This window comes from Microvirga alba (genome assembly GCF_015694465.1).
Classification (GTDB): Bacteria; Pseudomonadota; Alphaproteobacteria; order Rhizobiales; family Beijerinckiaceae; genus Microvirga; species Microvirga alba.
The window spans coordinates 1-19,347 of record NZ_JADQDO010000020.1 but is presented as its reverse complement, the minus strand read 5'-3'; the positions used below and the strand labels follow the sequence as shown (position 1 = coordinate 19,347).

At 59.2% G+C, this 19,347-nt stretch carries 16 protein-coding genes and 2 pseudogenes; 10 read left to right on the top strand and 8 right to left on the bottom strand.

Annotated elements, in window-relative coordinates; all coding sequences use genetic code 11:
• Positions 1-291 precede the first annotated feature (291 nt).
• The 7 genes and pseudogenes from repA (at position 292) to I2H38_RS20250 (ending at position 6,390) form a co-directional block, all read left to right on the top strand.
• The gene (gene repA, locus I2H38_RS20280) at positions 292-1,509 is read left to right on the top strand and encodes a plasmid partitioning protein RepA (RefSeq protein WP_196273689.1); all 1,218 of its coding nucleotides are present in this window, start codon (positions 292-294) and stop codon (positions 1,507-1,509) included.
• Positions 1,506-2,513 (top strand): plasmid partitioning protein RepB, encoded by a 1,008-nt coding sequence (gene repB / locus I2H38_RS20275; protein ID WP_196273688.1) that lies wholly within the window; start codon positions 1,506-1,508, stop codon positions 2,511-2,513. The genes repA and repB overlap by 4 nt, the downstream gene beginning before the upstream one ends.
• A 175-nt stretch (positions 2,514-2,688) precedes the next feature.
• A complete protein-coding gene (repC, locus tag I2H38_RS20270; protein ID WP_196273687.1) occupies positions 2,689-3,909 on the top strand; it encodes a plasmid replication protein RepC in 1,221 nt (406 codons plus the stop codon).
• Between the two features lie 93 nt (positions 3,910-4,002).
• A complete protein-coding gene (locus tag I2H38_RS20265) occupies positions 4,003-4,251 on the top strand; it encodes a WGR domain-containing protein (RefSeq protein WP_196273686.1) in 249 nt (82 codons plus the stop codon).
• 296 nt (positions 4,252-4,547) lie between these two features.
• Entirely contained in the window at positions 4,548-5,708 is a 1,161-nt protein-coding gene (locus tag I2H38_RS20260) for an RHE_PE00001 family protein (protein ID WP_324617455.1), read from the top strand.
• Between the two features lie 174 nt (positions 5,709-5,882).
• Positions 5,883-6,023, top strand: a pseudogene (locus I2H38_RS20255) (IS6 family transposase); the annotation flags it as partial.
• A 124-nt stretch (positions 6,024-6,147) separates the two neighbouring features.
• Positions 6,148-6,390: a hypothetical protein gene (locus I2H38_RS20250; RefSeq protein ID WP_196273685.1), complete on the top strand. Its 243-nt coding sequence runs from the start codon at positions 6,148-6,150 to the stop codon at positions 6,388-6,390.
• Between the two features lie 126 nt (positions 6,391-6,516).
• On the opposite strand, the gene I2H38_RS20245 is transcribed toward I2H38_RS20250, so the two are convergent.
• Positions 6,517-7,374 (bottom strand): transporter substrate-binding domain-containing protein, encoded by an 858-nt coding sequence (locus I2H38_RS20245; RefSeq protein ID WP_196273684.1) that lies wholly within the window; start codon positions 7,372-7,374, stop codon positions 6,517-6,519.
• Positions 7,375-7,463: 89 nt separating this feature from the next.
• Entirely contained in the window at positions 7,464-8,897 is a 1,434-nt protein-coding gene (locus I2H38_RS20240; protein ID WP_196273683.1) for a M20 family metallopeptidase, read from the bottom strand.
• Between the two features lie 220 nt (positions 8,898-9,117).
• Between I2H38_RS20240 and I2H38_RS20235 the strand changes: the two genes are divergently transcribed.
• Complete coding sequence (locus tag I2H38_RS20235) at positions 9,118-9,759, top strand: GntR family transcriptional regulator (protein ID WP_229426844.1); 642 nt, start codon at positions 9,118-9,120, stop codon at positions 9,757-9,759.
• A gap of 233 nt (positions 9,760-9,992) precedes the next feature.
• Here I2H38_RS20235 and I2H38_RS20230 read toward each other — a convergent pair.
• The 6 genes and pseudogenes from I2H38_RS20230 to I2H38_RS21160 form a co-directional block, all read right to left on the bottom strand.
• A pseudogene (locus I2H38_RS20230) lies at positions 9,993-10,622 on the bottom strand (IS6 family transposase); the annotation flags it as partial.
• Positions 10,623-10,828: 206 nt separating this feature from the next.
• Entirely contained in the window at positions 10,829-11,836 is a 1,008-nt protein-coding gene (locus I2H38_RS21550) for a glycosyltransferase (RefSeq protein ID WP_196273682.1), read from the bottom strand.
• Positions 11,837-11,984: 148 nt separating this feature from the next.
• Positions 11,985-13,163, bottom strand: a complete 1,179-nt coding sequence (locus tag I2H38_RS20220) for a glycosyltransferase family 2 protein (protein WP_196273681.1) — start codon at positions 13,161-13,163, stop codon at positions 11,985-11,987.
• 61 nt (positions 13,164-13,224) lie between these two features.
• A complete protein-coding gene (locus I2H38_RS20215; protein WP_196273680.1) occupies positions 13,225-14,022 on the bottom strand; it encodes a WecB/TagA/CpsF family glycosyltransferase in 798 nt (265 codons plus the stop codon).
• The gene (locus tag I2H38_RS20210) at positions 14,019-15,173 is read right to left on the bottom strand and encodes a hypothetical protein (RefSeq protein WP_196273679.1); all 1,155 of its coding nucleotides are present in this window, start codon (positions 15,171-15,173) and stop codon (positions 14,019-14,021) included. Before I2H38_RS20210 ends, I2H38_RS20215 begins: the two co-directional genes overlap by 4 nt.
• 427 nt (positions 15,174-15,600) lie before the next feature.
• A complete protein-coding gene (locus tag I2H38_RS21160) occupies positions 15,601-15,783 on the bottom strand; it encodes a hypothetical protein (RefSeq protein ID WP_229426841.1) in 183 nt (60 codons plus the stop codon).
• A 33-nt stretch (positions 15,784-15,816) separates the two neighbouring features.
• On the opposite strand from I2H38_RS21160, the gene I2H38_RS20205 reads away from it, so the two are divergent.
• Both I2H38_RS20205 and I2H38_RS20200 read left to right on the top strand, forming a co-directional pair.
• Positions 15,817-17,295, top strand: coding sequence for a carbamoyltransferase C-terminal domain-containing protein (locus I2H38_RS20205; protein WP_324617454.1), 1,479 nt, complete (start codon positions 15,817-15,819; stop codon positions 17,293-17,295).
• Positions 17,296-17,665: 370 nt separating this feature from the next.
• A complete protein-coding gene (locus tag I2H38_RS20200) occupies positions 17,666-18,550 on the top strand; it encodes an isocitrate lyase/PEP mutase family protein (protein ID WP_196273677.1) in 885 nt (294 codons plus the stop codon).
• The last annotated feature ends 797 nt before the right edge of the window (positions 18,551-19,347 follow it).

The following is a 19,347-nucleotide window of genomic DNA, read 5'->3' as shown; positions in this document are numbered from 1 at the left end:
CCCCAACGCACGTCCGTCCAGGGGAGTGTGACATTCCTAGTTTGCCACCGTGGGACATTTTAACTTTGCGCCGACATTTGGGTGGTACAAGAATTAATGTTATGTCCGAAATGGCAGTGTTGGCCATGGCCAACTTTCATGATTCTAAAAGTTGGCCATGGCCAACTCTCGAATCTAGCTGTGGTTAATTTCAGTTAACCCTTCTCCTGTTGCCAGAATCAGAGAAGCATGGCCATTCTGATACGCTTTTTCAGCAAGTCAGCTCGAAAAACCGTATGACGAGGTCAACACGTGGCAGCAGCGCCGAAACGTTCCGACGAAATTCTCACGACTGACAGTCGTGTGTCAGCGCATGCGCGGCTCCTATCGACGCAGCTCCAGGCGCTTCGTGAACGCCTGTTTCCGCCGGAATCACACAAGACACTGCGAAAATTCACGTCGGGAGAAGCGGCTCGCCTGATCGGCGTCTCCGACGGATATTTGCGACAACTGTCGATCGATGGTGCTGGGCCGACGCCAGAGACGGCGCCGACCGGGCGTCGATCCTATACCCTTGCTCAGATCAACGACCTCCGGCGCTATCTCGCGGAGACCAGGCCCAAAGACGCTCATTCGTTCCTGCCTCGGCGCCGACCGGGCGAGAGACTCCAAACACTCGCCTGCGTGAACTTCAAAGGGGGCTCTGCGAAAACGACCACGAGTCTTTATCTGGCACAGTGGCTCGCCTTGCAGGGCTACCGGGTGCTCGCGGTGGATCTCGACCCGCAGGCTTCGCTGACATCGATGTTCGGTATCCAACCCGAGTTTGATCTCCGTTGGGGCGATACGCTCTACGGGGCTATCAGGTACGATGATAAACGCCGGCCGCTAAAGGAAATCATCCGCCCCACCTATTTCGATGGCCTGGACCTGGTGCCGGGCAATCTCGAACTGATGGAATTTGAGCACGAGACCCCCAAGGCTCTTGCTGAGGGAAGACGCGGGCCTGGCGGAATCTTCTTCCAGCGTCTCGGGACGGCGCTTCAAGAGGTTCAGGACGACTACGATATCATCGTGATCGATTGCCCACCTCAACTTGGATACCTCACGCTCGGTGCGGTCTGTGCGGCGACTGGCCTCCTCATCACGATTCACCCGCAGATGGTGGACGTCGCCTCGATGTCGCAATTTCTTCTCATGGCGGCAGATCTGATGGCTGTGGTTAGAAAGGCCGGCGGGGATCTGCAGCACGACTTCATCCGCTACATCGTGACGAGGCACGAGCCCCATGACGGCCCGCAGTCGCAGATCGTAGCGCTGCTACGAAACCTTTTTGGCGACGAAGTCCTTGCAGCGAGCGTGTGGAAATCAACCGCGATCGCTGACGCTGGCCTGACAAAGCAGTCTCTGTATGAACTCGAGAAAGGATCCGTGGGCCGTGCGACCTACGACCGCGCGATCGAAAGCTTGGAGGCCGTCAACCGCGAGGTCCTTGGCCTCGTTCACCGAGCTTGGGGGAGGGTGGCTTGAGCCGTCGCGACAAGATAAAAGACCTTTACGCGGTAAGGCCCGAAACTGAAAAGTTGGCCGTGGCCAACTCTCGGCCGTCGGCCGTACCATCCTTGGGTGAAGAACGCGTCCTGGCCGGCCCTGTTCGGAGCATGGGACTCGCCCTCGACAGGATGGAAGAGGAAAGCCGCGCCCTACAGCAGGCGCTGGCCAGCGGATCCACGGTCGTGGAAATCGATCCACTGGTCGTGGATGGGTCCTTCGTCCGTGATCGGTTTGATGGTCAAGACGACGCGTTCGAGGAATTCAAACGGCTCATCGGCGAACACGGCCAGGAGGTTCCGATCCTTGTGCGCCCCCATCCGGACCGGGAGGGGCGTTTCCAGGTTGCGTACGGCCATCGCCGGCTTCGCGCCATCACGGAACTCGGGCTGAAGGTGAGGGCGGTCGTAAAAGACCTGTCCGATGCCGAACTCGTCGTCGCTCAAGGGCTCGAAAATTCAGCTCGGCGTGATCTCAGCTATATCGAGAAAGCCGTCTTCGCGCGTCGTCTCGAGGATCGCGGATTCGAACGGGCGGTCATCATTGATGCGCTGTCCACCGACAAGGGCGAGCTTTCAAAACTTATTTCCGTGGCGCGAGGAATCCCCGAGGAGATCATCGATGCCATCGGCCCGGCCCCCAAGGCCGGCCGACGCAGATGGCTCGCCCTGGCGGAGCGGATGGAAGATCCAAGAGCACGCAAGGCTGCTGACAAGGCTGCGGGTGACCCAGACTTATCCGCTCTCGACACGGATGCGAGGTTTGAGCGCGTCCTCGCTGCGACCAAAGAAAAGCGGGTCGAGCGGCCAAAAGCGACAACCTGGAAAAGCAGTGGCGGGCATGCCACTGCGAAGATCGTGCGATCAGGCAAACTCATGACGCTTGCAATCGACCGAGAACCCGAATTCGCGGAGTTCGTCGCTTCACAGCTCGATGATCTCTACTCAACTTTTCTGTCGCGAGAGAAATCAGCGGCGCAATAACCGACCCATCACTTCAGCAAGGAGCAATGCGGCAAAAGAAAAAGGCCCCCGAAACATAGCCCCGGAAGCCCTTCTCTAACCTTCAGCAAGTCAGAGAATCTCACTTCCGCGAATCACAGTCAAGCGTTTTTGCGTCGTTTCGGCGAGCGGATTTTCTTTGCCCTAGGCAAAGACCATGGGATCACACCAATCAACGACGCCCTTTGGGCGGCGGCCGCTATCGCTTGCGATGTTGGCAGCGAGATCGACCGTAGAAGCATGCCCGCCTGAGGCTATCGCCGAGAAGTGGAAAGTCTTGGACAACCTCCGGGAGGCGAAGGACGCGATCCGTGTGTCAGATCGTGCTCTCAGCGTGCTCAATGCCCTTCTGACCTTCCATCAGGACGCCACCCTGACGCTTGGGTCTGAGCTCATCGTGTTCCCCTCGAACCGAGCTCTTTCACTCCGGTCGAACGGAATGACGCCTGCGACTCTCCGAAGGAACCTGGCATCCCTTGTCGAGGCCGGCCTGATCATTCGCCGAGATAGCCCCAACGGCAAGCGCTACGCGCGCAAAGGGGAGGGCGGCCAGATCGAACAGGCTTTCGGTTTCGATCTTAGTCCACTGGTCGCCAGGGCCGGAGAGTTCGAGGTTCTTGCCAAAGAAGCTCGCGCCCAGGCCAAGGCACGGTATCTCTTGCGCGAAGAGATCAGTCTTCTTCGCCGCGACATCCTCAAGACAATTGCCATTGGCCTCCAAGAGGATTTGGCGGGTCCGTGGGCCGCATATGCGGAGCGTCTCCGAGCGCACGGCGATATGCCCCCACGCAATGCCGGCAGAGAGCTTTTGGAAGCTGTCGCGACGGAACTCCGCGCGCTTTGGCGGGAAGTGGATAAGTGTCTGACAGATAGCCTTAAAACAGAAGAAATGAGCGCCAATGAGTCTCAGACTGAGCGTCACTATCATAATTCAAATACCAACCCCTTTTTAGATTCTGAAAACGGCCTTCAGAAAGGCCTGGAAGAAACTCTGGCCCCAGAATCTGAGACGACGCGCCCGCCACTGAAGACCTATCCTCTCAGTTTGGTGCTCCAGGCATGTCCCGACATCGCGATGTATACCCGGGGCGGGGTAGGGATCTCATCTTGGCGCGAATTCTATGCTGCAGCCGAAGTGGTGCGTTCGACCCTCGGAATTAGTCCGAGCGCCTGGGCTGAAGCGTGTGAGGCTATGGGTGAAGAACAGGCCTGCATTACCGTCGGCGCGGTCCTGCAACGGTCCGAAGCGATCCGCAGCGCAGGAGCGTATCTCCGGAGCCTGACGGAGCGGGCACGTAACGGGCAATTCTCTCTAGGGCCAGTGTTGATGGCGCTTTTGCGGGCCAACAACACTGGGAGTGAACGAAAGCGCGCATGAGGAGCGCCATCCATCAGCGGGGTGAATCGATTGCGTCCGCAGGATTCAGGACTTTGATTGGACGCTCCTTGGGCTCTTGCGTGAAACTTACGCATGTCCAGAGAAGTGATCCAATACCTCGTTCTCGATCGTTGCGATCGACGATGCAACATGGCGCGTTACTATGCGCTGACGATAGAACCCACATTGTTCGGAGACTTTGCTTTTATTCGGGAATGGGGACGGATCGGCCGGCCCGGCCAGCGTCGGGTCGAGTTCCTTGATAGCCCGACGCTGGCGATGGAGGAGCTCGATACATGGATCAAGCGAAAATGCCGGAAAGGCTATTCCATAAGAGAATGATCAACGGGGGTTCTTCGCTCGGTTCTGCTTAGAGAAGGCGGCGGAGTGGAAGCAGGACTTTTTGATACGCAGTTTGAGGGTCGCGTTAACCAGGCAGAGAAGACGGACTTCCCACAAGCCGGTTGAAATGGTTTAACATGGGCCGCTGTGCGGCTGTGCGGCCGCCTGTTGGATCAAGCGGAGTAGTTTTCGGGGCGAGCTTGCTGCTATCCATGACACCGTAGGAAAGACTTGCTTCACTTCCTTTGAAGAAGCTATACTGTGCAACAACAACAACTTAGCTGTGATGCACAAGAGTGTCTTTTAGGGGACGAGGGCTGGACTTCAACGAGGCGGAGCCGCTCACGCCGAAAAGCTACGATCTCCCTGATCTGCCATGGGAGACGATCGGTGGCCGGCTGGAAAAGGAGGCCATCGCCGTTATGCGGTTCGATGCTCGCCTGGAGGCCTCCGATCTCTCCGCCGGGTGGCAGTCGCGCTGTGACATGACCGAAGCGGTCCGCGTCCTGATCCTCGATGGGCAATTGGTCGAGGTCGGCGACCTGGTGCTGCACGATGCTGGCATGGACGTGCGCAGTCCTACCCATGAACTCACCCGCGCCGCTGCCGCTCTGCGGGCCCGGCGCATCGCCATGGGCCGGAACGCCCCTTGGCCGCTGTCGATCGAGGGCCTCGCAGCCTTGCGGGGAATCGGATCCGCGCGAGGGGAGGGGGGCCCCAAATCGAAGAGGGTTGCGCACGACCCAGATGACGACGCGGCGTTCCCGCCCTTCGCAAACGATGCGGATCCGTGGAAGGCCCACTTCGCCGAAATCGATGCCCTGTTGGAGCGCACCAGCAAGATGTTGGCTGGCGAGACCCCGCTTCCGCAGAGTCGCTCACATCTCGTGTATGACGAAGACGTCGACGAGGCCGAGAATGAAGACCTGTGGCTCGACGTGGTCAAGCGTACTGCTCACTGGCCAGCTCTGGCCGCCGCCGCCGTTGCCTGGGATGCTTGGCTCAATCTCAATCTCTATGCGCGCCAGCCTTGGCTTGGACTGATCATGGCGGGAGCGATCCTGCGGGCGAGGGGACTGACAAACCATCTGCTGCCGCTGGCCGCTGGGTTCAAGCAGTCCAAGTTCCGGCCGCAGGGTCGGGAAAGCGCTCTCGAGAAGATAGAGGGTTTTTGCCAAATCGTCGAAGAGGCGGTCGCAGTCGGCACCAAGGATCTGGATCGCCTGATCCTCGCCCGCGAGCTGATGCAGCGGGTCACTGGCAAATGCCGCAGCAATTCCAAGCTGCCGGAACTTATGGACTTGTTCCTGTCGCGCCCGCTGGTGACGGTACCGCTCGGCGCAAAGTTCCTGAAGGTGACTCCCAAAGCTGTGGACCTGATGTTGGCCCAGCTGGGAGGTGCCCGTCCACGGGAACTTACAGGTCGCCTGCGGTATCGCGCATGGGGCATCGTCTGAAGCCCCTCAGATTGCACAGGAACGCGCCGGTGTTGCCCTATCCGTTAACTGGGACGGACCGGAGGGTTGCGCGCGCACCGGCTTTGTCCACTCGGTGTCAATCGACAGTACCATCAGGAATGCGCTGCGTTCGCGGTGGGAACACCGGTGTGGCTGGCATGACCACGCTTGTAAATTAAACGCTATTGGTTTCCGCCTAAGATCATTGCCCACGCGGTCTGGCTGTACTTCCGGTTCCCACGCAGTTTGCGGCTGGTCGAGGAGAAGTTGCTCGAGCGGAGCATTGCCGTTTCCTACGAGACTGTCCGGCGGTGGGCTCTTGGGCTAGCGGAAACACCGGCTCCGCCTGCGTGATCCATGACTCCCCCGTTCATGAAATCCGAACCGACGCATGTTCCGCCAGCGACCGAGCACCATCCTGGGAAGCCTGGAGACATTGATGAAAGCGACCGGCAATTTAACCTTTGGCGGCTTGAGCTTGTCCCTCTTAGCCACGTTCGCGTTCGGCGTATCGGAGGCGAATGCAGTCGAGGTTCCGCTCTCACAAAAGAAAGTCCTGACCCTTGAAGCGGCGCGGCGCGTCGTTGTGGCCGCAGAAGCGGAGGCGCAGCGCAACAACACGCTGAGGGGACAAGAAAGGTGTCAGACCGTCCAGTTTAACTTACGAGAGCGGCACCGGTAGCGTCACACTGGCTAACGTAAACACGGTGATGGCGCCTCAGCGCCGAAGCCCATTTGGCTCCTGCGCTGAGGTCAAGAAGTAAATGGTTCTAGCTCATTATGGCTGGAACCCGCTCTCACGACCTGGCTAGCGTGGCGTGACGTCAAAGCCGAAGTACTTCATCGAGAGCTTCTCGATCGTTCCGTCGGCCTTCGCTTCCGCAATCGCCTTGTCGAACATGGCTCTCAGCTCCGGGTCGGTCTTGCGGAGTCCGACGGAGCTTCCCCGACCGAGCATGCCGCCCTGAAAACGCGGCCCCGCGATGGTCATCTGCTCATTGCCCGGCTTCTCTGCCGCGCCGGACAGATAGGCCGTCGACGCCATGATGATATCGATGCGTCCTGCAGTGAGATCGAGATCATGCTGCTCCGTCGTCTTGTATTCGCGGATCTCCGTCACGTCCTTCAGGTATTTCTCGAGGAAGGTCGCGGCGATCGACGAGCCCTGCACGCCGATGATCTTGCCCTTCAGGAGGGGCTTCAACTGCTCGACGGCTGCGGCCGCTCCGGTCTCATTGGTCGCAAGCGAGAAGGGCTTGCCCTTCTCGGGTAGGTTGACGAGGGAGCTCGACTTCAGCACCGCAAAAGTCTGACCGGTGGTTCCATACGCTTCGGAAAAGGCCATCACGGCTTCACGCTTCGGCGTTGCCGACATACCGGCCATGATGGCGTCGAACTTACCCGCATTCAGCGCCGGGATGATACCATCGAAAGATTGAGCCTCCAGCGTGCACTCCACCTTCATGCGCTGGCAAAGGTCCTTGTAGAGCTCCACCTCGAAACCATCGAGCGTGCCGTCCGGTTTCGTGAAGTTCCACGGTGCAAACGCGCCTTCCGTCGCAACGCGGATCTTCGTCCATGTCTTTTCCTGCGCGATCGCGCCTTGTCCGATCACTAGGGACGCGCCGGCAAGCGCGAGCGCCAGGATTTTTCCGATAGTTTTCATGGTTTGCCCTCTGTTGATTATGGTGAACGAGTGGAGGCTGCGTTCGCGTTGGGTGGTTCAGTTGATATGAGCTTCAGGACGCGGCGCACTCACGCGCTGGCCGTCGTGAAGACGACGGGCGGATGCACATCATCCGGAATGGGGTTCACGAAAGGCGTGCCGGCCAACCTCTCGCGGTGGTCAGCCTTGGCCTCGTCGATCAAACTCGGCGTGCGGAAGAGGTCGACGGCGGTGCTGGCCATCACCTTCGCGGCATGCTCCATACCTTTGTGAGCGGCAGGTGCTTTTCCCTGCGCGACAAGCTGCCAGGAATGGCCCGGTGTGCCGACAGCGTAGGTTGCGCCGCGCATCTGAACGGTGGGAACGACCCAGCTGACAGTGCCAACGTCGGTGGAGCCCACGAGCGTTCCATCCCCGCTATCAGGCGGGAAGATCGTATCGCATAGCGGAACTCCCATCCTCGGCTTCAGGCCGAACCGCGCGAACGAGGATTTGATATCCTCCGCACTCAGGGTCTTCTGGATCTCGGCTGCGAAGGCCTTGTCCTGCTCGTCGAACACCGGGGGGCCGAGCCTCTGCAGACTGCGGTCCATCAGCTGCTCGAGGGGTGTGTTGCCGACGAGGTTGGCGTCACCGCTCACGATCTCGCTGCGCACGCTCGTCTCGGTCATGAGCGCTGCGCCTTCGGCGATCTTCTTCACCCGGTGAAGAAGGCCCTGCATTTCCGGCAGGTCACGCGCGCGGATCAGGTAGCGGACGGTCGCGCGAGCCTGCACCACATTAGGAGCGGAGCCGCCGGTGTCGGTAACGGCATAATGAATCCGCGCCGTGCTGGGCATATGCTCGCGCATATAGTTGACGCCCACGTTCATGAGTTCCACCGCGTCGAGCGCACTGCGACCCAGATGAGGCGAAGCCGCCGCATGAGCGGCGCGGCCGCTGAAGTGGAAGTTGATCTCATTGCACGCGAGAGAGATCGGATTGTTGACCCCCGCGAAGGGTGCCGGGTGCCAGGAGATCGCGATATCGACATCGTCGAAAACACCCGCCCGCACCATGAATCCCTTGGCGGAGCCACCTTCTTCGGCCGGGCAGCCATAGTAGCGCACGCGCCCCGCCAGGCCGTGAGCTTGCAGGTAATCCTTCACCGCGGTCGCGGCCATAAGAGAGCCGCTGCCGAGCAGATTGTGCCCGCATGCATGACCGTTCCCACCCGCGACGATCGGCCTCTGCTCTGCAATCCCTGCCTCCTGGCTGAGGCCGGGCAGGGCATCATATTCGCCGAGGATGGCGATCACGGGTCCACCCTCGCCGGCCTCCCCCATGACAGCGGTCGGAATATCCGCCACGCCCCTGGTGACGCGAAAACCCTGCTCCTCCAGCATGGCGGTGTGCTCGGTGCAGGAGATATGCTCTTCATAGTTGAGCTCCGGCATATCCCAGATCCGGTCGCTGAGGGCGAAGAAGGCCTCGCGCTTTGCTTCGACAAGATCCCAGATTTCCGCGGTGTTTTTCGTCGACACGGCCAGACCCTCCCACGCGTGGCGCTTCGCTTCGCCTTGAGGCCGACCGGCTTCAAAATCGAGATAGCTATATGTTCGCCAAAATTGGTACCAATATGATGCACGGTAATGACGATCACGCAAGGGGAGGTGCTGCCGAATGATTTTGCCAATGCCCGGGTGTTTGCCTAAAGGACTAGCAGCGCCCCGCCGGACCGGGTGGGGTAGTGGCGTAATGGCAATGATGGATACGATCGTGGACACGCCGCCGAAGAAGGTTTGGATGATTGTGGCCGATCTGATCGCGCGCGATGTCCGGTCAGGCCTCTTTGCTCCCGGCATGTGGCTGAAGCAGATCGATCTTGAAAACCGTTATGGATACCGGCGTCCGGAAATACGCCGCGCTTTGGATCATCTGACGCAAAAACGTATGCTGCAACATGTGCCCAACCGGGGGTACCACGTGTTCCTGCCCGACAGCGCGCAGACGGACCATATCCTCGAACTCCGCGTCATCCTGGAGACGGCTGCCGTCGATAGTATCGTGGCTGCTGCGACGCCGGCCGCAATCGAGCGAATTGACGGCCTAGCCCGACGGTTCGACGAGTTGGTGCTCCATGGCACGGTCCTAGAACAATACGAGGCGAACCTCTCCTTCCATCGCGAACTGCTCAGCCTTTGTTCTAACCCCGAACTTCTCAACCTCGTAGCGGAGCTCCGCAGCCGGACGTCCTCCGCTCTGGCTGGGCAATGGAGCACCCGGGCCCGCGTCGAACAATCGAGCCGTGAGCATCGTGCAATGGTCGAGGCCCTGGCCGCCGGTGATGCGCAGCGGCTAAAAGAGATCATCACGCTGCACATTCGTCAGCCCAAGGGTAAATGACGGAGCCTCCGTCTCGTCCAATGCGGCCGCCGCCATGCTGAGCAGAAAAGCTCGCGCCTGCTCCTCAGCCTTCAGGCTGCAACCTTCCCGGCTTCGGTGAAGGTCTTCACGATCAGCTTGCGAAGGGCACTGTCAACTTGACGCCGAGGAGACAACATAACCGTCAGGCCCGTCCAGGTTAACCTGCGAACGCGACGCCGGTTACAGGTGACGAAGGCGCGATCGCCGGCAGCTCGGTACTCACTGGCCGAGAGGTAATGGCGGCGGAGCTGGAAACGGTTGTGGATCGGAGCGTGAGTGGCGAGAAACTGCTGCGCATGGCGGGCTGATTTGAACCGCTTCATGTGGCGTTCCCGCCGTCGGGAGGGTTGGTGCGAGACCTCACAGCGGTTGTTGAGATACCGGCTCTGCCGATGTTCCACGCCCGGCAGGATCTTGCGTTTAGCAGCACCATAGGATCCGAGTTTGTCGATCACGATGACCCTCGGCGCGTAGCACAAGCCCTTCAGCAGCTTGCGGAAGAAGCGCTTGGCCGCCTTCGTGTTGCGACGACCCTGAACCAGCACATCGAGCACGTTTCCATGGTGATCGACGGCTCGCCAGAGATCATGCAGTTTGCCTCGGATGCAGACAAACACTTCATCCAGAAACCATTTGTCACCGGGTTCCGGCCGGCGCCGCTTGAGATTGTTGGCGTAGGTCCGCCCGAAACGCAGGCTCCATTCGCGTCTGGTCTCGGAGCTGACCACGACGCCGCGAGCGGCCAGGATCAGCTCGACTTCACGCAGACTGAGGCTGAAGCAGCGATACAACCAGACCGCCTGATTGATGATTTCGGCCGGAAAGCGAAAGCCGCGGTACAGGTTGGGTGTCGTGCTCGTGACCGAGACCCTGCCACAGACCCGAACTCTGGCCAACCTGACAGTACCCGGGCTCTCCTTAAGTACACACTCGACCCTGATCCCAGCGTCGAGTCGGTGAGTTCTTGAAAAAACACTTGCAAAACGGCCCGCCATTAGACGACGCCATCAGAGCCGGCGAATGACTTCTGGTACCCCTCGCCGACTTTCTATGCTCGCCCGCCAAAGAACCGACGTGGGACACCTTCACGTTGCATGAGGCCCGCAAACCAGCCCCCCAAAGCGTGACGAAAATTCGCGGGGGCACCATCGAAAAGATACTGGCTCGTCAGCAGTAGTGTTATGAGAACAACAATCGGGTAGCGCGAGGGAAAGAAACGTCGCGTGAACAGGAGCTTGTTACGCTCGTCCAGGTAGACTGAAAGGCCAGAACACTGTCTCCGGCTGACGCTTGATCCCATCGTCGCGCCGAACGAATGATAGACGATTGAGTGATGGGCGTAGCCAAGCCGGAAGCTGCCCCGCCTGAAGCACCAATCGACTTCCTCGTTGTAGAGGAAATACCGCTCGTTCATTCTCCCGACGCTCTCGATATAGCGGCGCGAGGCAAAAAGTGATGCTCCGCACACCCAGTCCATTTGCCTCTCAATCGCAGCGACATCGGGCTCGCGGTCTGCCGGTTCGCCCATGCCTAGGTTGAAGCCGCGGGCCATCCACGGTCGCCATCGCCCGCCATAGAGTTGGATACGGTGTGTATCAGCGAGAATGAGCCGGCTACCGACAACCCCATAGCCTCCCTCGCGGGCATGCGCGATGAGTGCCGCGAGCGCGCCCGCATGCACTCGAGTGTCCGGATTGAGAACCCACGCTGATGACCAATCTGCGTCGGCGATGCAGTCAAGGTTGGCATTGATCCCGCCCGCATATCCAAGATTACCCTGGGCCCGATGCAGAAAGACGCGCTGCCCCCCCGCGCGGATTCCCGAAACCCAAGTCTCAACCACGGCCGGCGATCGCACCGTTCCCGGCTGGGCAACCTGAAGACCTGGACTGCGTGCCAGTTCCGCGAGGAGTGTCTGAAACGAATCCGCGCCGCCATTCTCACAAATGTGGATCTCGAAATGCTGATGTGTCGAAAGAGCGAGCGTCTCGAGGCAACGTCGGATCTCGGTCGAACACCGATAGCCGACAATGAGAATAGCGACGTGCTCTTTCATTGGCGCTCGCCGCCCGGTCGATATCTGGCCGACAAGCTCAGCGGCGGTTTGTGGGTCGCGTGAGAGAGACTTGAATTTCCTGAATCACCAAGGACTTGCCGCCACATTCCATGCATCTCCGCCCTGTCGGCCCACAACGGGCTGTTCCTCAGTTCCGAGGTGTTCGCACCCATCCGTCGCGATCCAGACCCATAAAAAGACGGCTGAAGAGCCATAACTTCCACGCCAGATATATCGGGGCCATCAACAATGATGCGCATACCCCGAGTGGGAGCCGCGCCAATCTCATGCTGATGAGAACATGGAACGTCAGAGCAGAAACGACGAAAAGGGCCAATGATGACGCCAAGGTGCTGTGCGAGACGAAGGCAGCAATCGTTGCTACTGTCATAGCGCCTCCCAAAAGCGCGAGCGGAGGAATAGCCTGTTCAGCCGCGCCCAGCAGGAAGAGCGGCAGCCGCGTTTCGAAGGCTTTGCGCAGCAGTTTAGGGAGGTAGCGAACGGCAACATCCATCCGCCCCCGCTCCCAGCGGACGTTTTGCGAATATGAATTCTTCAAGGAGTTCGGCATCTCCGCTTCGACAATCGCATCCGGGGCGAACGCCACGCGCTCGCCGGCCAACAACAACATCGCATGGTACTCGAGATCCTCAGTGAGGGAGCTAGGCCAACAGTGCTGCCGAGCGAGGCCAACACTCAGAGCCATGCCATTCCCATTCAATCCAGCCGATCCGCCAAGCTGCACGAGACCAAGTGGCCGGATATAGTGCAGCGCGGCAAGAGCGATGGCGCGCAGCCCGGCGCTCCAGCTCGATGAGGCATTTTGAACGGCGTAGTACGCCTGCACGGCATTCTCTCCGCGCGCCATGAGGGAGCTGATGACACAGAGGAAATTGCGAGAGACGGAGCTGTCGGCATCGACAATGACGACGCCATGGAGACCGGCTTCACTGGCAAGAACTCTTTCGAGGGCCCAGCGAAGGACATGGCCCTTGCCGATGTTTATGGTGTCATTCCGCTCATAGACGATGGCCCCCATGTCGCGCGCTAGCTCGGCCGTACGATCGGTGCAGTTATCGGCCGCCACATAAATTCTGAATAATTCCGCGGGGTAGTTCAGTTGGTTCAGGCTTGTGATTAATCGGGGGAGTGTCGTTTCCTCGTCGTGGGCTGGAATGACGAATGCAAATCTCAGGACCGGGTTCTGGTCTTGGATGGCGGTCTTGTGGCCGCCGACAAGAGCAGCCAAGCTCAACAACAGAAGATAGCTCGCTGGAAATATCACGATGAGAGAGATCGTGATCGCTACGATTTCGAGGTTGAGCATGCGCCCTCGCTATGATCTAGCTCAGCTTGGGAGAAAGCGTCGACTGTGGTGACGGAGTTCCTCATCTCCAATCTTCCGTACCAACGCCGCGCCGTGTTCCTATCGTTTTCATCAGCAGCTCCCTGAATAGCAGGGCGATGTAGAAAGAATTTGTAACTAAATACCGCTTGAAGAGCCTCCTTGGCTCATGCGCCAGCCGCCATGCCCACTCAAAGCCTAATTTCTGAAGGAGCTTGGGAGCGCGAGGCACAAAGCCCGCGATCACATCAAATGCGCCACCAACACCAAGGACTAGGGGTACGAAGAGATTGTTTCTGTGTTCCTCGCTCCAGATTTCTTTGGCTGGGGAGGGCATTCCGATGAATAGGATGTCGGGCCGGCTCGCCTGTATTTCCCGGACGATCGCCGGATTTTCCTCCGATCGGAAGTAGCCGTTCCGAGCGCCCACAATGCTCACACCGGGGTAATCGTCACGAATCCTTTGCTGCAAGACCTCCAGGCGTTCTTGTGTGGTGCCGAGCAGAAACACGCGCAACCCATGAACTGAGCCGTGCTCGAGGATCAACTGCATGAGGTCTATGCCGGTGATGCGCTCCGGCAGGCCAGAGGACAGCCATCTGCTGGCCCAAACGAGAGGAGTACCATCGGCCACGACAAGGTCGGCTTTGTCGATTGCGGCGGCGAGCCGCTCGTCAGAGCGACTCATAACAAGTATCGCCACGTTGATGGTCACGATCGTGCGGCATGTCCTGTCTTGGCGCGGCGGCGAGCGGAAGACCAGATTGAGCAGATCGGCGGTGTCGATGGCGTTGAAGCGACAGCCCAGAAACGTTATGGGGTCGAGTGCAGAAGCGGTCATGCGAGGTGCCTCCCCTTATTGGCGCTGTCGGCAATTGCCGCCGCATATAAGCACCATGCCCACTCGTAGGGCCGAGTCTCGAAATTGACTTTCAGCGACGGGGAATTGTCATTCTCAGGCAAGTGCTTGGGGGAAAGAAGGTGTTGGGCCTTCCGCAGGAGCGAGACGGCTGAGCTTTCGTCGCGTTCGATGTCGCGCCATATCGTCTCCGCCTCGGGATCGACCATGTCGATGCCAAGCTCATTGTTGTTCAGCCAGCTGTAGCTCCTGCTGATCGCATTGCGGTGATTGGGGCCACCTGCTCGCTGCAATGTGAGCAATGCCATCGGTGCCATTGCGTGTTGGTGGACTGAGAAGACCGGGTATCTTTCCGCTATTGTTCCTCTCGTCGCATTGTAGTGCCACCACCATTGTCCAAGAGGGCCTTGGCGAGCGACGATCGTCTCCGCCAGATGGATTGCAGTCTTCAGCGCGGCTTCACTCCCGAGCACAATGGCCGCGAACGCGAACGCTTGAAGAGAGTAAATTTGATCCGCAAAGTTGGCGATGTTCCGCCGAGCCCTGTCTTTGATCCGCCCATCGGCCCCGGCATGCATCATCATGCCGGCATGAGGAACAAAACGCTCGTGCAGTTCACGCAGCACAAGGCGCGCGAGCCTTTCGGGCCTGTCGGCCCAGTTCTGGTTCAATTCGTGTAGCACTCCGCTCAATAGCCACGCTGTCTCCATCGTGGTCATGCCCACCACGTTGCGCATGTTGTCCAGACTGTTGTCCGCCAGTCGCTCCAAATCTGCGAGCTCAACACCTCCGGTTACGGCGTTAGCCCACACGAGGAGGCCGAATCCCCCCACGTAATGTCGCTTGCGGTGAAGCGTAATAGCGGAGTCGAGCGTCTGACGTGGATCAGCGGGCAAGCTTTGTGAAACGGCTTGAAAACGGTCGACGCCAATAAGGCATATGCAGCTGCCGGTGAGATTTTCCGTTCCGAATGTGCGATCCAGCTTTCGTTTGCGTAGCTGACGGTCATAGAGCCGGGATTCGGAATTCCAGGTTTTCGCAAGGCCGGCAATGCTCAATGGGACCAACGCGGATCTATGCGCGTCCGATGCAGCACCATTCGGTTCACCTGAGGCTTCAATCTGCGGGCGCATTGCTGGTCAAAGCTCCTTGCTCTGTGATTGCTATCAACGAACCGGGAAATTTGACGGCAGCCTGTCCCGCGATCCGTACACGACATCGCCCTCAGTTTCGGCGCTGAGCATGTTGGAAATTGTTTCCACGAGCCGACAGTACGTGCGGCGGTTTCCGTGAATTCAAAATGAGAGGCCGGCCAAACTCAATCCACATTAGGGGGTATTTGGTGGCCAAGGCGGGGGGAGGCCGCCGCTAACTAGTGCTAATTCCGATTTGCATTGCGAGGATAGGGGCCGTCCTGCTGTAGTTTCGTACCGACAGAGAACGGAATTTGAACTCGGATCGGGCAAGCAATCGTATGGTTATCGAACACCAATGGGTTAAGCGACTCAGGCAAGCTCTCGTCTACGTTGACTCGCTTCCCGCATGACCATTCTCGGAATTTCAGATTCCCACAATGCTGCCGCGGCGTCCCTCGCTGCTGATGGCGCTCTCGCTGCGCTTCAGGAGGAACGCCCCCGGCGTATCAAGAACTTTCACGATGTTCCGACGCAAGCAATTCAGTGGCTCCTCGATCGAGCGAATCTGAAGGCCGTCGATATTGAGGTTGTGGCTCTCGGCGGCCATCTACCCATCCCATCCCTCGACCGTGAAGGGTGGGTGCGGTTCTTCCGCCACTCGGGCCGATGGCAGGGGAAGGTTCGGGAGGTGCTGCGGCACACACCCTTGCGGGCGATGGTACAGGCGGACAAAAAGCGGCGGCGGCGCGAGCGTTATCTCGCGTTGGGGTTCAGGCAGGACGCCATCAAGACGTTCGATCATCATGACTGCCATGCCGCTACCGCCTATTTCGGTCAGAAAGAGCGCGATGCGCCGATGCTCGTCATCACTGTGGATGGTTCCGGGGATGACTTGTGCTCCACCGTATCGGTGGGGCAGGACAACCGCCTCGAGCGGCGCTATTCCACCGAGTGGAGCCATTCCTTCGGCACGCTTTACGCTGTTGTGACGTATATGGAAGGCATGGTGCCCAACGAGCACGAGTATAAGCTCATGGGCATGGCACCTTATGCCTCGCCCAACGCCTCGCGCCGCATCTCCGATCGCCTGCATTCTCTCTTCGAATGGGCCTCCGACGGCAGCCCCACATGGCGGCGCGTGCCTGGCGTGCCGCACACCATGCACGCGCAGCCGACGCTGGAGAAACTGTTCTTCGAGCAACGCTTCGATTCGATCATGGGTGGTCTTCAGCTCTTCACCGAGGAGATGCTGTGCGAGTTGGTCCGCCGCGCGGTGAAGTCGACGGGCATCCGGCGTGTGGCGCTCTCCGGCGGCGTCTTCATGAACGTGAAGGCCAACAAGCGTATTATGGAGCTCGATGAGGTCGAGCACGTTTTCATCTTTCCGTCCTGCGGCGACGAGACCAATGCGATCGGGGCTGCCTACCTCGCCCAGGCAGAGCGCCGCGGTGGGGGTGCGATTGCTGCCATCGGCTCCTTCTATCTGGGGCCGGAGTGGGGCGAGACCGACATTTCGGCAGCCCTTGCGCCCCACGTGGCGTGTGGAACACTGCACGTGAGCCGACCGGACAACATCAACGGTGCCGTGGCCGATCTCCTCATCGCCGGCAAGGTCGTGGGCCGCTTTGCCGGGCGCGAGGAGTTTGGGGCCCGCTCCCTGGGCAATCGGGCGATCCTTGCGGACCCACGCAATCCCGAGGCAATCCGCGTCATCAATGAGATGGTGAAGAACCGCGATTTCTGGATGCCCTTCGCGTCCTCCATCGCGGCGGAATATGCCGAAACCTATCTCGTCAATCCCAAGGGCACGGCCGCGCCGTACATGATCTTGTCATTCGACACGACCAAGGCAGGGGGCGAGAGCCTTAAAGCCGGCATTCATCCTTATGACCGCACCTGCCGCCCTCAGGTGGTGACGAGGGAGGACAATGCCGAGTACTGGGACCTGATCCAGCGCTTCGCAGCCCTTTCCGGAGTGGGGGGCCTATTGAACACTTCTCTCAACCTGCACGGCATGCCCCTTGTGCATCGGCCGGAGGACGCGGTGCACGTGCTCCTGAACTCCGGCCTCAACCTGCTGGCCATCGGTCCGTTCTTGGTAACAAAAGCGCTCCCGTAGGCTCGGACCACCCACCCCCGTCAATCCACTGACGTCTCCAAGCATTCCAGCCGAGGCCCGGGCTTTGTCGTGAACTCGGGGGCAGTGAGGCGACGCTTCACGTCACGCCGCTTGGGCCGAGATCAGAACCCGCGACGGACGTGCGTTCCGGAGAGAGATAATCGACCGGCCGGGAAGCCCCGCGAGTCCGATGAGCGAGGATGCTCTTCGGAGAAAATTCACTGCCGCGGCCGAAAGTGTTCTGCCGCGGGGACGAGCTGAAGAGATCGAACGGTTCGTGGACACCATGGAGGGGCAGAATGCGCGCTCGCTCATCCACCTGCTGGTGACGGGTGAGCCAGGCAGTGCAGCGGCGTAGGTGGGGGAGTTCATGGTTGATCGCAGCAAGTTCCGGCAGATGGTCGAGTCGCCGGAGATCCTCGTCCTGCCGGGTGTCTATAACGGCTTCAGCATGCGTCTCGTCGAGAGGGCGGGATACAAGGCGGCGGCGATTACCGGCGCCGGGCTGTCGGAGAGTCTGCTGGGATGGGCCGACCGTGGCATCCTGACCTATGACGAGAACCTGCGCGCGTGCAGCGCGCTCGTCGAGTGCTCGGGCATCCCACTGCTGGCCGATGCCGATACCGGATACGGCAACGCCCTCAATGTCCATTTCGTCGCTCGCGCCTTTGAGAAGGCCGGTCTCGCGGCGATATCCATCGAGGATCAGGTCTGGCCCAAGCGCTGCGGCCACATGGAAGGCAAGCGGGTCATTCCGGCCCAGGAGATGGCCGACAAGGTGAAGTCTGCCGTCGATGCGCGGCGGGATCCGGATTTCATGATCCGTGCCCGCACGGACGCTGCCGCGACTGATGGCATCCCCGAAGTCATCGATCGGCTCAATCTGTATGCCGAAGCCGGGGCGGACATCCTGTTCGCGGATGCGCTCCTGTCCGCTGAGGATATCCGGACGGTGGCAAGGAATGTCACCAGGCCCCTCGCCGTGAACATGGGCTTCGGGCTGATGGAGCGCGGCACGACTCCGCTGTTGACGCCCAAGCAGTTGCAGGACCTCGGCGCCCGGACGGTCTCTTACGCCCGCATGCTCTCGAGCGCCGCACTAAGGGGCATGATGAATGCCCTCGAGGCATTCGCTCCGACCATTCAGGCCGAACAGCCGACCCATCGGCCGGACCTCCTGATCTCGTTTAAGGAGTTGAATGAACTCATGGGGGCGGCAACTCTCGATGCCATTGAGAACAAGTTCGTCACATAATCATAGAGCTGGCCGCGCAAGTCGCCCATGATGCCAGAAATGTCAGCTACATCATCTCATCCTCCGGCCGCGAAATCGAGCCGGTGACATGCAATTCTTATCACTCCCTCGTGGGCGGCCTTAACGTCCCCGCTTCAAAGCGGTCGTGCGAGGAGTTCACAAACGGAAACCCGATCGCGCCCGACTTGCGAAACAGGGCATAGGACAGCAGCGCAGAGGTTCGAGATCGCTGCTCGTTTTCTGAGTTGTTTTGTAACCTGAAGATGAATATTCGCCGAGCAAATAGCTAAAATTCGCATTGTTCGGTATCAATCTGCCATTTTTTAATTCACCTGGAGCAAGAGAGATAGAATTTGTAGAGAATGGCGATTCAATCGCGAAGAGAGATCCACAACAATTAAATACGATTATTATCTTTGAATTTTTTATTTCGGCCATCATGTGGCCATATTGCAAATTTCACCCCAAGAAAACGGTATTTTGCGGCCAAGTTGGGCTCAAAAGCCAAAGAACTGTCCAATAATCACAAGATCGAGCTTGGCGGCGCGGTGTATCCGAATTTAATGCAGCGGAGATGATCGTTCTCTGAAGCATTCATTGGTCGTTTGGTTCGATGACGAAGTGATATTCGGTTCTTAGGAGAATATTGATCGGCCTTACGGCAGAATTGACGCAAACAAAGTTTTAATAAGCTACAACAAGGGGCGATTTAGTATGGTTAGTGCTACACCTACCGTTTCCGGCTTCCCCAATGCTTCGAATACGGGTGTTCCTGCTGGAGTTATTCTGACGCCGTC